Origin of the sequence: Plantactinospora sp. KLBMP9567 (assembly GCF_033446045.1) — a bacterium.
In the GTDB taxonomy this organism is placed as follows: Bacteria; Actinomycetota; Actinomycetes; order Mycobacteriales; family Micromonosporaceae; genus Plantactinospora.
This window is the reverse complement of sequence record NZ_JAWQRR010000018.1, coordinates 32,347-47,204: the sequence shown is the minus strand read 5'-3', so window position 1 is coordinate 47,204 and position 14,858 is coordinate 32,347. Positions and strand designations below refer to the sequence as shown.

The 14,858-nt window shown below is 74.8% G+C and carries 3 protein-coding genes (1 of these 3 running past the window's edge); all 3 read right to left on the bottom strand.

Going from position 1 to position 14,858, the window contains the following annotated elements; genetic code table 11:
- Tightly spaced (each overlapping or abutting the next), the 3 genes in view from R6Y94_RS13505 to R6Y94_RS13495 form a layout consistent with a single transcriptional unit that may run on beyond the window.
- Window positions 1-5,090 carry the 5' portion of a type I polyketide synthase gene (locus R6Y94_RS13505; RefSeq protein WP_318396166.1) on the bottom strand. It extends 895 nt beyond the left edge of the window, so only the first 5,090 of its 5,985 coding nucleotides appear in the window; its start codon is at window positions 5,088-5,090; its stop codon lies beyond the left edge, outside the window.
- Window positions 5,083-8,382 (bottom strand): amino acid adenylation domain-containing protein, encoded by a 3,300-nt coding sequence (locus R6Y94_RS13500; RefSeq protein WP_318396165.1) that lies wholly within the window; start codon window positions 8,380-8,382, stop codon window positions 5,083-5,085. The genes R6Y94_RS13505 and R6Y94_RS13500 overlap by 8 nt, the downstream gene beginning before the upstream one ends.
- Window positions 8,379-14,858: a non-ribosomal peptide synthetase gene (locus tag R6Y94_RS13495; RefSeq protein ID WP_318396164.1), complete on the bottom strand. Its 6,480-nt coding sequence runs from the start codon at window positions 14,856-14,858 to the stop codon at window positions 8,379-8,381. The genes R6Y94_RS13500 and R6Y94_RS13495 overlap by 4 nt, the downstream gene beginning before the upstream one ends.

The following is a 14,858-nucleotide window of genomic DNA, read 5'->3' as shown; positions in this document are numbered from 1 at the left end:
GGGCCGAACCGCTGTTCCGCCCGGGCCACGACGTCACGCATCCGGGCCGGGTCGGTCAGGTCGGCCTGGCGCACCATCACCCCGGCCCCGCCGGCGCGCAGCGCCAGCAGCCGGCGGACCAGCCGGCCCGTCGGGTCGGCGGCCGACGTCCGGTACGACTCCCACTCCGACTCTGGCGGCACCGGTCGCCGGGCGGTGAGCACCACCGACCCGCCCGACCGGCCCAGCCACTCCGCCAGGGCGGAACCGATGCCGCCGAGACCGCCGCAGACCAGGTACGTGCCGTCGGGGCGGGGCGCCAGGGCCGGACCGGCCGGCGGTACGTCCAGCGGGTACGGCTGGTAGTCGGGGGCGAAGCGACGCCGTCCCCGGTACGCCACCACTGTCGACTCCCGCGCGCCGAGCAGTTCGTCGACGATCCGGCCGGCCGCCTCGGACGGATCGTCCCGGGTCGGGTCCTCGGCGGCGAGGATGTCCGAGGACGGCACCGCCGACGGCAGGTCCAGAGCGGTGCAGGCGATCCAGGGGTATTCCCGGGGGATCACCTTCACCGCCGAGGCGACCGTGGCGTGCTCCGGATGGGTGCAGTCGTCCCCGAGTACGTCCTGCGTCCCCGTGGTCACCGCGACCATCCGTACCGGCCGGTGGTCCTGCTGCCCGCCCAACGCCCGGGCCAGTCGGAGCAGGCAGTGCAGGCCGTACGCCTCGGCCTCGCCGATGGTGGCCGACCCGGCGGCCGCGCCCCGGTCGGTGGACTCCTCCAACGCCCAGAGATGGACGACGAGCCGTACCGGGCTGCCGGCCTCGGCCAGTTCGCGGACCAGGTCGTGGTACCGCTGTCCGGCGCCCGGATCCAGCACCCGCGCGCCGTGCGGACCGGGTGCCGCGCGGACCGCCCGCAGCACCGGAACTCCCCGCCGGGTCAGCAGGCGGGCCACCTCGGTGCCCAGCGGTCCGTCCGAGAGCAGCAGGCAACCGCCCCGCTCCGCCGGGGGCTGCGGACGGACGGGCGGAACCTGTCGCCAGCCCGGCTGGTAGCACCAGGTGGCCAGGTCGGCGCGCTTGGCGGGCCAGCCGCCCGGGCCGGGCACAGGGGCCGGCTCGGTTGCCGGTCCGTCCGTCGCGCGGCCCGCCCGCTGCCCGAGGAGCAGCGCGGCGTCACGCGGCCCGCGTTCCGGCACCACCACCTCGGTCGCCTGGAAGCCCTCCCCGGCAAGCAGGTCCCGCCAGCGGTCGGCGTCGAGCAGCGGTCCGTCCCGCCGGTCGTCGGTGTAGGTCCACCAGTCGGCGGCGAGGCCCCAGACGAGCGGGAGCCACGGGTCAGCCGCGGTGGTCTCGATCAGCGCGAGGATCCCGCCGGGTGCGAGCAGCGATCGCAGGTGGCTGAGGCTGCGCCGGACGTCGGGGGTCGCGTGTACCACGTCCAGGCCGCAGACCAGGTCGTAGCGGTGCCCGGCGAGGCCCTGCTCCGCCGGGTCCCGGTCGATGTCGAACAGCCGGGCCCGGAAGCCGGCCAGACCCCGGCGGCGGGCCTCGGCGGCGAGGCCGTCGGTGAACGAGCGGGAGATGTCCGAGGCGTGGTAGACGAGCCGGTCCGGACCGAGACGGGTGGCCATGGCCCGGGTGAGGGCCCCTTCCCCGGCACCCACCTCCAGTACCCGGATCGGTCGGTCCAACCGGTCCGCGAGCCGGTCCAGCAGGGTCCCGGCGGTCGCGACCAGGCCACCGATCGCGCGGTGTTCGACGGTCCGTTCGGTCAGCGCCGTCCTGAGCAGGTCGGCCCGGCCGTCCGGATAGAGCAGCCGGAGGGCCTCGCCCGGTTCGGTGAGACCCCGGGGATAACCCGTCACACAGTGCCGCAGCAGTTCGACGAGGCCGGCGAAGCCGGGATGCTCGGCCGCCAGCCGGGCCGCCGAGGCGTCGACGGTGGAGCGGTCGACGGCGCCGAGTTCCGGCGGCGGCCGGAAGGTGACCTCCGGGCCGTTCCGCGCCAGCACGCCCTGCCGGGCGAGCAGGCCCAGCAGGTGGTCGACGAGCCGTCGGAACTGCGGCAGCACACCGAGCCGGCGCCGTATCCCGGCGACGGTGTGCCGCTGGCCGGGGCGGGTGTCCACGCCACCGGTACCGAGGTACCAGAGGGTCAGCTCGGCACAGAAGCGGTCGAGTCCGGCGCGCAGCCCGGGGTGCTCGTCGATCGCGGCCGGCGGCTCGGCGGTGGCCAGCTCGGCCCGGGTCCCGGCGGCCAGCTCGGGCAGCGGCGCGAACGGTACCGGTTCGGCCGGTGGCTCGACCCAGTGTCGCCGCCGGTCCAGCCGTCCGCCCGGCAGCGGCACCCGGCGTGGCGCCTGCGGTGCGTGGAACTCGGCCCAGTCCACCGGGCAACCCGCGGCCCACAGCTCGGCGACCGGCGACGCCAGCGACACGAGCTCCGGTCCGGCCACCGGCACCGGTTCGGTCGCCCGGTCACCGGACATGACGTCACCGCCCAATTCCGTCGCCCGGTCGCCGGACGCGGCGTCACCGTCCAATTCGGTCGCTTGGTCGCCGGACGCGGCGTCACTGCCCGGTTCCGTCGCCCGGTCGCCGGACGTGACGTCACCGTCGGTCGGCGCGGATGGCATGGCCCGGACCACCCGGTGGTCGGGGCCGAACCTCGGGTGCCGGCGGGCGAGGCCGGCCAGCCCGATCGGCGGGCCGGTCTCGACGACGGCGACCGGGCCGAGTTCCAGGCACCGGCCCAGGGCGTCGGCGAAGCGCACCGGCCGGCGAAGCTGCGCCAACCAGTACTCCGGCCGGCACACCTGGTCGGCCACCACCCAGTCGCCGGTGAGGCTCGACACGTACCGCCGGTCCGGCGGGCGCAGTCGCACACCGGAGAGCGCGTCGCGGAACGGCTCGATCGCCGGGTCGACGGCGGCGGTGTGGAAGGCCCGGTCCACCGCCAGCGGTCGCCAGGGCACGGCCAACTCGTCGAGCCGCGCCGTCAGGATTCGCACGGCGGCCTCCGGCCCGGCGACGACGCAGCGGTCCGGCGCGTTGACAGCGGCCGTCTCGGCCCCGTCCGGGAGCAGCGGTGCCAGTTCGGTGGCGGCGAGCGACACCGCCACCATCCGGCCGGGTCGAAGCGCTTCGCACAACCGCGCACGGACCACGACCAGGGCAAGCGCGTCGGACAGCGACATCACGCCGGCCAGGGTCGCGGCCGCGTACTCACCGACGCTGTGCCCGACCATCGCCGCCGGCTCGATCCCCCAGCCCAGCAGCGTGCGGGCCAGGGCGTACTGGACGGTGTAGAGCGCCGGCTGCGCTACCGAGGTGGGCCAGGGCCGCTCCCCGGCCGGGGGCCGGCGCAGCGCCGCCGCCAGGTCGTAGCCGTGTCCGGCCAGCAGCCGTGCGCACTCGTCCAGGTGCCTGCGGAACTCCGGCTCGGCGGCACCGAGCGACGCGGCGGTACCGACCGGCGAACCGCCCTGACCCGGGAACGCGAACACCACCGGCCGGCCGGACACCGCCCGCTCCGCCCCGGACACCTCGTCCAGCCGCCGGGCCAGCTCCGCCGGGTCCCGGCCGACGGCGGCGAACCGGTACGGCAGGCCACACCGGTCGGCCAGGGTGGCCGCCACGTCGGCGAGATCGGGTTCCGGCCGTACGCACAGCAGGGCGGCGAGCCGCCGGGCCGTGCCGGCCAGGACGTCCGGCGAATTGGCCGAGAGGAGCAGTGCCTGCTCGCCCCGGAGCGTCCGGGACCGGGGCGGCGGCGGGGGCGGCTCTTCGAGTACCGCGTGCGCGTTCGTGCCGCCGATGCCGAACGAGCTGACCCCGGCCCGGCGTGGTCCCGGGGCGCCGCCCCAGGGCCGGGTACGGGTCGGCACCGTGAACGGGCCGGTCGCGAAGTCGATCTCCGGATTCGGCCGGTGGAAGTTGGGGCTGGCCGGGACGACCCCGTCGCGTACCACCAGCGCCGCCTTGATCAGCCCGGTCACGCCCGCCGCCGCGTCCAGGTGGCCGACGTTGCCCTTCACCGAGCCGAGCGCGCAGAACTGCCGGCGCTCGGTGCCGGCCCGGAACGCCTCGGTGAGTGCGGCCACCTCGATCGGATCGCCGAGCCGGGTGCCGGTGCCGTGCGCCTCCAGGTATCCGATCGAGTCGGCGGGGACGCCGGCCACCGCCTGCGCCTCGACGACCACCTCGGTCTGCCCGGCCGCGCTGGGTGCGGTGTAGCCGACCTTGGTCGCGCCGTCGTTGTTCACCGCCGAGCCGAGGATCAGCGCGTGCACGTGGTCACCGTCACGGCGCGCGTCCGACAGCCGCTTCAGCAGCACCATGCCCACGCCGCTGCCGCCGACCGTACCGTCCGCGTCGGCGTCGAACGGGGCACAGCGGCCCCGCCCGGAGTAGATGCCGTCGTCGGTGTGTACGTAGCCCTGGCCGTGCGGCACCTGCACGAACGCGCCGCCGGCCAGCGCCAGGTCGCACTCGTAGCCGAGCAGACTCCGTACGGCCAGGTGCACCGCGACCAGCGACGAGGAGCAGGCCGAACCGACCGCGTAGCTCGGCCCGGTCAGGCCCAGCCGGTACGAGACCGTGGTCGCGGCGAAGTCCTTGTCGTTGTGCATCAGCAGGTACATGCCGTCCTGCCGTTGCCGGGCCCGCCGCTGCGCCGGACCGCCGCCGAGCAGGTTGCGGACCAGATAGGCGCTGAGTCCGGTGGAGAGGAAGACCCCGGTCGGCACGTCCAGCCGGGCCGGGTCGTAGCCGACCGCGTCGAACGCCTCCCAGGCCACCTCCAGGCAGGCCCGGTGCTGCGGGTCCATCACGCCCGCCTCGTGCGGCGAGTAGCCGAAGAAGGCGGCGTCGAACCGGGCCGGATCGGCAAGCATCCCCTCCGCGCCGACGAAGCGGGGATCCAGCACGTGCGCCGGGTCGTGGCCGGCGGGGAGCAGGTCCGCTCCGTGGAACCGGCTGATCGACTCGATGCCGGCCTGGATGTTCGCCCAGAAGTCCGCGACACTCTCCGCGCCGGGGAAGCGACCGGCCAGCGAGACGATCGCAACCGGATCGGCCTCCGGTGGGGCGCCCGGTTCAGCCATGCTCTGCACCTCCTCGCCCCGGTCCGGCAAAGCGGGCCGGCCGGGCGGCGGCGACGGCCAGCCGGCGGCGCTCGGCGCGGGCGACGGCCCGGGCCGCGCTGGCCCGTGCGGTCACCCGGCTGGCCGCGCCGTCGGTCAGGTGCTCGGCCAGGGCGGCCACGGTGGGGAAGTGGAAGAGTTCCCGGACGGTCAGCTCGGGTGACACCTCGGCGACCAGCCGGCGGTGCAGCCGGAGCAGCGCCAGCGAGTCGCCGCCGGCGTCGAAGAAACCGTCGTGTACGTCGATCTCCGGCACGCCGAGCACCGCGCACCATACGGTGGCGAGCCGCCGCTCCAGTTCGGTACGCGGAGCCGTACCGACGATCGGCCGGGGTGTGAGTTCCGCTGCCAGCCGGCCCAGCTCGCGCAGGTCGGCCTTGCCGTTCTGGGTCACCGGCAGCCGGGGCAGGAACTCCACGAACGCCGGCACCAGCTGGGCCGGCAGTTCCGCGCGCACCCCGGCCAGCAGTTCGGCCCGGTCCGGCGCCGCGCCCCCGTCCGCTACCACGAACGCCGCCAACTGGTTGCCCCGGAGCACGACGGCGGCGTCGACTATCCCGCTCTGCCGGCGGAACGCCTCGCTGACCTCGCCCGGTTCGACCCGGCGGCCCAGGATCTTGACCTGCCGGTCCTGGCGGCCGACCAGGTGCACGACCCCGTCCGGGTCGCGGTAGCCGAAGTCGCCGGTGCGGTAGAGCCGGCGCCCCGGGCCGCCCGAGGGGGCGGGCAGGAAGCTGGCGGCGGTCATCCCCGGCCGGTGCAGGTATCCCCGGGCCACGCACTCCCCGCCCAGGTGCAACTCGGCGACGGCGGCCCGGGGAACCGGGCGGAGGCGCTCGTCGAGCAGGTGACACTCGGTGTTGGCGATCGGCCGGCCGAGTGCCACCGGGTACCGGCCGGACGGGTCGCAGCGCCAGTGCAGCACCTCGACGGACGCCTCGGTCGGCCCGTACAGGTTGTGCACCTCGGCGTCGAGCAGCGCGCCGGCCCGCTGGCTCAGCTCGTCCGGCAGCGCCTCGCCGCTACAGGCCACCAACCGCAGCGCCGGCAGGTCGGCACCCCGCGACTCCGCCTCGGCGAGGAAGGGTGCCAGCATCGACGGTACGAAATGGGTGTACGCGACGCGCTCGGCGCGGAGCGTACCGAGCAGATAGCCGGGGTCCCGCTCGCCTCCCGACTCGGCGACGACCAGGCATCCTCCGGCACTGAGCGGCCAGAACAGCTCGGGCACCGAGACGTCGAACGAGATCGAGGTCTTGAACAGCACCCGCTCCCCCGGCGTCAGTGGAAGCGTCTCCTGCATCCACCGGACCCGGTTCACGATGCCCCGGTGCGGCACCGCGACCCCCTTGGGCTCACCGGTGGACCCGGAGGTGAAGAGCACGTACGCGGACTGCTCCGGGTGGGTGCTGCGCCCCGCTCGGGGTACACCGGCCGCGCCGCTGCCCGGTGGCGTCAGGAACTCCGCCACGGCAATCGTCGGCAGGCCGAACCGCCCGGCACGGTCCCGGGACTGCTCGTCCGCGATGACCAGGGCCGCCCGGCTGTCGGCGAGCAGTCGGGCCAGTCGCGCGTCGGGGTCGTCCGGGTCCAGCGGCAGGATCGCCCCACCGGCCAGCAGCACCGCCAGGTAGCTGACCGGCATGCCGACGCCACGCCGCTGGAGTACGGCGACCGGCCGGTCGTCCAGCGGGCCGTGCCGACCGAGCCGCCCGGCCAGCGTGGCCGCCGCGCGGCACAGCATGGCGTAGCTGAGCTGGCGGCGGTCGCCGTTCGCGTCCACGGCCAGCACGGCGATCGCGTCCGGGTTGTCCCGGGCGGCGGTGCAGACCAGGGCCGACAGGCTCGCCGGGTCGGGGCGCGGCACCGACGGCCCCACCGCGGCCCGCAGTGCCGCCAGGCGCTCGTCCGCGTCGACCAGTTCGAGCCGGTCGACCGGTGTGTCCGGGTGCCGGCCGGCGGCCCTGACCAATGCGTCGAGATGGCGACCGCAGGCGGCGAGGTCGACCGGGGTGGCGTGCCGGTCGTCCGCCTCCAGGTCCAGGGCGAGTCCCTCGACCGATTCGGTGGCGGTCACCGTGAGCTGGTATTTCGGCGCCGCGGCGGGAATCGGCCGGACCGCGCTGCGCAGCCCGGGCAGCCGGGGCGGCACGGCTGCCCGCTGGTAGGCGAGCAGCACCTGGAACAGCGGTGCCTCGTCCGCCGATCGTGGACCGCCGACGGCCCGCACGATGTGCGGGAGCGGGATCTCGCGATGGTCGAAGGCGTCGAGCAGGACTTCGCGGGCCTGCCGGAGCACCGACCGGAACGACATCCGCCCGTCCAGGCGCAGTCGCAGCGGCAGCACGTTGACCAGCAGTCCGACCACGTCGGCCCGCTCGGTCGGCAGGGCCACCGGCGCGCCGACCGGCACGTCGCGCTGCCCGGTGTAGCGGTGGACCAGGCAGGCCAGTAGGGCCAGCAGGGCCATGAACGGGGTGGCGTTCTCCGCCGCGCACACCGCCGCCAGATCCCCGAGGTCGTCCCGGCGGTGCCGCGTCCCGTACCGCACCGCGGCCGCCGGGCGGCCCCGGCCGGCGGCGGCCCCGGGCGGCGCGAAGAGCCGGATCGGTGGGCCCGGATCGGTTAGCGTCGCGCGCCAGTACCGCAGCCCCGCCTCACTGTCGCCCTGCGGCGTCCAGGCCCGGGCGACCGCCCGTACGTCGCCGTGCCGGGGTGCCCGGTCCGGGCCGGGCCGCCCGGCGGCGTACCCGGGGTAGGACTCGGCGAGGTCCCGGCAGACGGTCACCAGGGAGTCGCGGTCGAAGGCGATGTGGTGCACGTCGAGCACCAGCACGTGCCGCCGTACGGCGCACCGGACCAGTACCCACCGCACCGGTGGACCGGCGCGCAGGTCGAACGGCTGCGCGGCGAGACGGCGGAGCAGCCGGTCCAGTTCGGCGTCCCGAACCGGCGGCGGCAGTACGCCGAGGTCCACCAGGTGCAGCGGCGGCGGCTCGGTGCCGACCACCTGCCGGGGCTCGCCGTCGACCTCGACGAACGCCGTTCGGAGGGTGTCATGCCGAAGGCCGACGTACCGGACGGCCGCACGCAGCGCCGCCGGCTGGAGCGGGCCGGTCAGTTCTATCGCGGTGCAACTGTTGTACGCCGGGTCCCGGGGCTGGATCTGGTGCAGGAACCACAGCCCGCGCTGCCCCGGGGTGAGCGGCGATGACCGGTCCCCGTCGCCGGGCTCGTCGACCGGCACACTCATCCGGCGCTCCCGGCCGGCTCGGCGGCACACGGCTCCGGCGCGCCCGTGGCTTCCCCGGCCAGTCCGTCGGCGGCTCTCCCGGCGGGCCCGTCGGCGGCTCCCCCGGCCGGCCCGTCGGCGGAGCGGGCGGCACCGACCTCGGCGGCGAGTTCCCCGATGGTGGGCGCGTCGAAGAGCCGGCGCACCGACAGCCCGATCCGGAAGACCTTGTTGGTCTCGGCGATCACCTGCATCGCCCGCAGCGACTCGCCGCCGATGTCGAAGAACCGGTCGTGCACGCCGACCCGGTCGAGCTGCAACACCTTGCACCAGATTGCGGCAAGCGTCCGTTCCACGTCGGTCCGGGGCGCGGTGTAGCGCGGGGTGCCGGCGAGCTGTGCGGCACTGGGCGGCGGCAACGCGGCCCGGTCCACCTTGCCGGTCGGGGTCAGCGGCAGTGATTCGAGGATCACCACCGCGGCCGGCACCAGGTAGCGGGGCAGCCGGTCCCGGACGTACTGTCGCACCTCGTCCGGCTCGACCGCCTGCCCCGGCTCCGGCAGCAGGTACGCGACCAGGACCCGCTCGTTCACGCCCTCGCCCCGGGCGAGCACGATGGAGCGCTGGATCGCCGGATGGGCGTCCAGCAGCGCCTCGATCCCGCCCAGCTCCACCCGGAAACCCTGGATCTTGATCTGGTGGTCGGTACGGCCCTGGAACTCCAGGTCGCCCGAGGGCAGCACCCGGCCGATGTCGCCGGTGGCGTAGCAGCGGGCGCCGGGACGGTCGGCGAACGGGTCCGGCAGGAACTTCTCCGCCGTCTCGGCGGCACGCCCGAGGTAGCACCGGGCCACACCGGCGCCGCCGACGTGGAGCTGCCCGGAGACGCCGACCGGGACGAGTTGGCGGTGGTGGTTGAGCGGTACGACATGGGCGCCGGCCACGGGGCGACCGATGGGCGCCTGGAGTCCCGCCGGGGAGGAGCCGTCCACCCCGAACCATCCGGTCGCCCACACCGTGGTCTCGGTCGGCCCGTACTCGTTGACGAACGTGCGGCCGGGAAGTCGTTCGGCGTACCCCCGGGCCAGCTCGGCCGGGCAGGACTCGCCGGCCGAGATGACCACCCGCAGCGAGTCGAGCTGACCCGGGGCTGCCTGGTCCAGCAGGAGCTTCAGCAGGGACGGCACGCCGAGGGTGTGGCTGGGGCGTTCGGCGCGGATCAGGTCGAGCAGGTGCGCCGGCTCGCGCTGCGCCCCCTCGGGCGGCAGCAGCAGGGTGCCGCCGTCGGCCAGCGTCCAGAAGATGCCGGCCACCGAGCTGTCGAAGGCGAACGAGGAGAGCAGCAGGTAGCGCCCGACCCGCGCCGGATAGCCGCCCCGGCGGGCCAGGGTGGCGGCGACGACGTTCCGGTGCGCCACCACGACGCCCTTCGGCTGGCCGGTGGAGCCGGAGGTGTAGATGACGTAGGCGGGGTTGTCCGGCCGGACCGCGGAGCTCGGCGCCGTACCCGGATATCCGGCCGCCACCGACAGCGCCGGATCCACGGCCACGACCCGCACTCCGGCCGGAGCCCGCCCGGCCAGCCGTTCCTGGGCGAGCAGCAGGTCGCAGCCGGCGTCGTCGAGTACCGCCCGGATCCGCTCGTCCGGCTGCACCGGATCCAACGGCAGGTAAGCGCCGCCGGACTTCAGCACGGCCAGCAGCGCGACGATCTGCTCGATCGAGCGTTCGGCGAGCACACCGACGACGCGTTCCGGCCCGGCTCCACCGGCCCGCAGCAGGTGGGCGAGCCGGTTCGCCCGGCGGACGAGTTCCCGATAGGTCACGACCGCGCCGTCGTGCCACACCGCCGGTGCGTCGGGCCTCCGCCGCGCCTGCTCGTCGACGAGGTCGTGCAGGCAGCGCCCGTCCGCGGCGCCGGCCGGGCCCCAGCAGACCTCGCGCAGCCGCGCCTGGTCCCGGGGCGGGGCGAAGGAGCGGGTGTCGTACCGCAAGTCGGGGTCGGCCGCCAGCGCCGTCAACGCCTCGGCGTAACTGTCCCGCACGCCGTCCATCAGCTCGGTGGAGAACTGCAGGCTGTCGTACTCGAGCCGGACCTCCAGGTGGCCGGTCTCCCGGTTCAGCCGGAAGATGGCGCAGAACGGGAAGGTGGACTCGCCGTAGAGATCGGTCGCGACGTGGCTGACCCCACGGTCGGTCCACCGGTCGAGCACCCCGAAGACGTGGTAGTTGGTGAAGAAGAAGAGCGTCTCGGCCAACGGCTCGTTGCCCTGGTGCCGTTTCAGCTCGGCCATCGGCAGCCGGCGGTACGGCATCGACGCCCGCTCGGACTCCAGCCCGGCCGCCATCAGCTTCCGCCAGGTGCCGCCGGTGGTACGCACCCGCAGCGCCAGACTGTTCACGAAGAGCCCGATCGCCGAGCTGCCGTCGGCGCTCTCCGGCCGTCCGTTGCCGACGGTGTAGGTGAGCGTGTCGGCGTGCCCGCCGTAGGCGGACATCACCGCCAGGTGCGCCGCCATCAGCACGTTCTTCATCGGCATCGCGCTGGTCAGTGCCACCTGCTTGAGCCGGTCGGAGAGTTCGACCGGCACCGGCACCTCGATCCGGACGATCTCCCGGGCGCCCTTGTCGGCGACCGGCGTCCCGTCGAACCGTGGCAGCCGCATCATCGTGGCGTCCGCCAGGTAGCGCTCCCAGAACTCGTAGTTGCCCCGGTCCCGCAGCGCCGCCAGCTCCAGCGCCACCGCGTCCCGCATCGTCGAACTGGGCGCCCGCAACGCGATCGGCTCGTCGTAGATGGTCGAGAAGTAGTGGCTGAACAGCTCGGCGATCATCAACGCCTCGCTCCAGCCGTCCACGATCTCGTGGTGAAAGCCGTACGTGAACTGCCACTCCTCGTCGGTCAACCGCTGCACCATGAACCGGATCAGCGGGTACTCGTGCAGTTCGAAGCCGCGGGCCTTCTCGCCGTCGATCCATCGGCGGACCCGCTCCTCGCGCTGCGGCGGCGGCAGTTCCCGCAGGTCCTCCAGGTGCAGTGGCGACTCGAACCGGGCATGCACCAGTTGCATCGGCTGGCTGAACGTGGTCATGTCGAACGACGTACGCAGCATCGGGTGCCGTTCCACCAGCTGCGTCACGGTCATCCGCATCACGTCGTGGTCGTACGGCGCCCGCAGCCGGATCGAGGCGATGGCGTGGTAGACCGCCGACTTGGCGGCGAAGTCCCGGTGGAAGATCATACCTTCCTGGAGGAGGTTCAGCGGGAAGGCGTCCTCGACGTCCTCGGGTACCCGTGTCCGGTCCTCGGCGGAGATCAGCGAGAACGGCCGGGTGGTCGGTGCCGGCTCACCCTCGGACCGCGCCCGGAGGTATTCGGCACAGTCCCGCACCGTGGGGTGGGCGTGCAGGTCGGCCACGGTCACGTCCACGCCCCGGGCCCGGGCCCGGCTGGTCACCATGACGCTGCGGATGGAGTCGCCGCCGAGCACGAAGTAGTTGTCGTCGATGCCGACCGCGTCGAGGCCGAGCACCTGGGCGATGGCCCCGGCCAGGATCTCCTCCGCCTCGGTGCGCGGCGGCACCAGGTCGGCCTGGCGGCGCAGCCGCACGTCCGGCTTGGGCAGCGCGGCCCGGTCCAGCTTGCCGTTGACCGTCATGGGCAGCGCGTCGAGCGTGACGAACGCCCGGGGGACCAGTTGTTCCGGCAGCCGGTGCCGGCAGTGCCGGTCCAGCGTGGCGGCGTCGAGCCGCGCCCCGTCACCGGTCCGCTCCGGCACCACGTACGCCACCAGGGTCGGCGTGCCGGCCAGCGGCGAGGAGTTGCCCGGATCCTCGTCCCGCCGGACCACCACCGCCGCCCGGGCCACGCCGGCACAGTCGAGCAGCACGGCCTCGACCTCCGCCGGCTCCACCCGGACGCCCTGGATCTTGACCTGCTCGTCGACCCGCCCGAGATAGCCCAGGTTGCCGTCGGGCAGCCACCGCGCCAGGTCGCCGGTGCGGTACATCCGCCCGCCGGTGCCGAAGTCCGGCTCGGGCCCGAAGCGCCGCGCGGTGAGTTCGGGACGGTGCAGGTAGCCGATGGCCACCCCGGCGCCCCCGAGGTAGACCTCGCCGACCGCGCCGTCGGGGACCAGCGCGCCGTCGTCGGGGCCGAGCAGGTAGACGACGGTGTTCGCGATCGGCCGCCCGACCGGCACCGGCCCGGTGCGCGGAGAGTCGTCCTCCAGGGTGTACGCGACGCTGCCGACCACGGTCTCCGTCGGCCCGTACTCGTTGACCACCCGCACCCCGGCGGCGCGGAACGCGGCGACGGCCCGGGCGTCCAGCGCCTCGCCGCCGACGACCAGGGTCCGGACCGCGCCGGTCAGTTCGTCGACGGTCAGCAGTTGGCCGAGCGCGTCGAGGTGGGTCGGGGTCAGCTTGACCAGCGTCAGGTCCCGGGCCGAGCGGAGCACCGCGGCCAGCCCGGCGATGCCGGTGCCACCGGGCAGCATCACCACCCGCTGCCCGGTGAGCAGCGGACCGAGCAGCGTGGTCAGGGTGAAGTCGAAGCTGATCGACGAGTGGGTCAGCACTCCGGTGCCGGCCGACATGTGGTAGCTGTCGGCGCACCAGTGCAGATAGTTGGCGAGGCCGCCGTGCGCGACCAGGACGCCGTTGGGCACTCCGGTCGTGCCGGAGGTGTAGAGCACGTAGGCCGGGTCGTCCGGCCCGACCCGCACCCGGGGCGCCGCCGGCCGGGCCGCCACCAGCGGCAGATCCTCGTCGAGCAGCAGGACGTGCCGGGCCGGTACGGCACCGGAGCCGTTTGCGGCACGGTGCGCGGCGGAGCCGATCAGCACCTGCGCACCGGTGTCCGACAGCACGTACGCCAGCCGCTCGCGCGGGTACGCCGGATCGACCGGCACGAACACCGCGCCCGCCTTGAGTACCCCGAGTACCGCGACCAGCAGCTCGGCGGAGCGGTCCAGGCTGATCACCACGTGGTCGCCGGGTGCCACGCCGAGGTCGCCGAGCAACCCGGCGAGCCGGTCGGCGCGTTCGTCCAGCTCCCGGTAGGTCAGCTCGGCGTCCCCCACCGCCACCGCGACCGCGTCCGGGGTGCGCGACGCCTGGGCGGCGATCGACTCGTGCACCGGCGTGCCGGGGATCCCGACCACCTCGCCCCGGCCGCGTGCCAGGATCCGGTGGCGCTGCTCGTCGGGAAGCACTCGAAGCTGGCTGACCAGCGGCTCAGGGCGGTCCACCGCGGCCGAGAGCGCGGCCAGCAGACACTCGCCGAACGCGGCGGCGGCGTTGGCCGGCAGTGCCGCCGTCCGGTATCCGAGCCGGATCTCCAGCCGGCCGTCCCGGCGCCGGCAGGAGAGCCTGACGGGCAGTGCCGGGTCGGCCGCGTCGGCCAGGGTGGATTCGGCGACGACCCGGAACGTGAGATCGGCGGCGTCCATCGGGGCCGGGGCGTCGTCGTACTCGAACCCGATTCCGGGCTGGCCCGCGGGCGCGGCCGTACGGCCCGGATCGAGGTAGTCGATCCGCTCGGCCCAGCGCTGCCCGGCCTCGGCGAGCTGCCGTACCACGTCCACCAGCGGAGCTTCGGCCCGGATGTCGCAGCGCACCGGCACGGTCCGGGCGAACGGGCCGACCGCCTGCCGGGTCGCCGGCTGGTGCCGGGCCGGGTCGGCCAGCTCGACGACGACCTCGGAACCGGCCTGGAACCGGCCGCCGACCACGGCGCAGAGCCCGCCGAGGAGGTGCCGCACGGAGACCGCCCAGGAGGCGGCGAGGCTGTCGAGCGCGGCCAGCATGCCGGCGTCGAGGTGCCAGGAGAGCACGCGGGTCTCGTCCGGCCCGGCTCCCGGCGGGGCGGCCGACGGCGGGGCGGCGGGGGCCAGCTCGGCGAGGTGACCGGCCCAGGCGCGGCGTTCTCCGGCACCCTCGTCGCCGGTCAGGATGTCGTGGTGCCAGGCGGCGAAGTCGGCGTACTGCAGCGGAGGCGGGTCGGCCGGCGTACCGGGCTCGGCGTACCGGTGGACCAGCTCCCGGGCCACCAGGCGCAGCGCCTCACGGTCCGCGACGGCCGGGTGCGCGGTCAGCACCAGCTCGGCCGGACCGGCGGGGGTGGTGACCAGCAGCGCCCGGAAGGTGGGGCCGGCGATCGGGTCCAGCCCCTCGCGCTCGCGCCGGTAGTGCTGCCCGGCCGGCACGTCGCCGGACTCGACGACGGAGACCGTCGCCAGTGCCGGCCCGGTCGGATGGATCACCTGGGCCACCCCGCCGACCGCCTCGACCAGGGTGGTGCGCAACGCCTCGTGTCGCCGCACCACCTCGTCGAGCGCGGCGGCCAGCCGGGCGGGCCCCACCGCCGGGTCCACCAGCAGTCGGCACTGTACGGCGGTCGCCGGACCGCCGGCCGACAACCGCTTCCACAGCCCTTGCTGGAGCGGCGACGCCTGGAACGTGGAGGTGTGCAGTTCGGTGGTCGTCGTTCGCAC

Bases quoted from the DNA above. Each gene is read 5' to 3' on its own strand.
- R6Y94_RS13500 (WP_318396165.1), bottom strand. From the start codon at position 8,382: ATGAGTGTGCCGGTCGACGAGCCCGGCGACGGGGACCGGTCATCGCCG.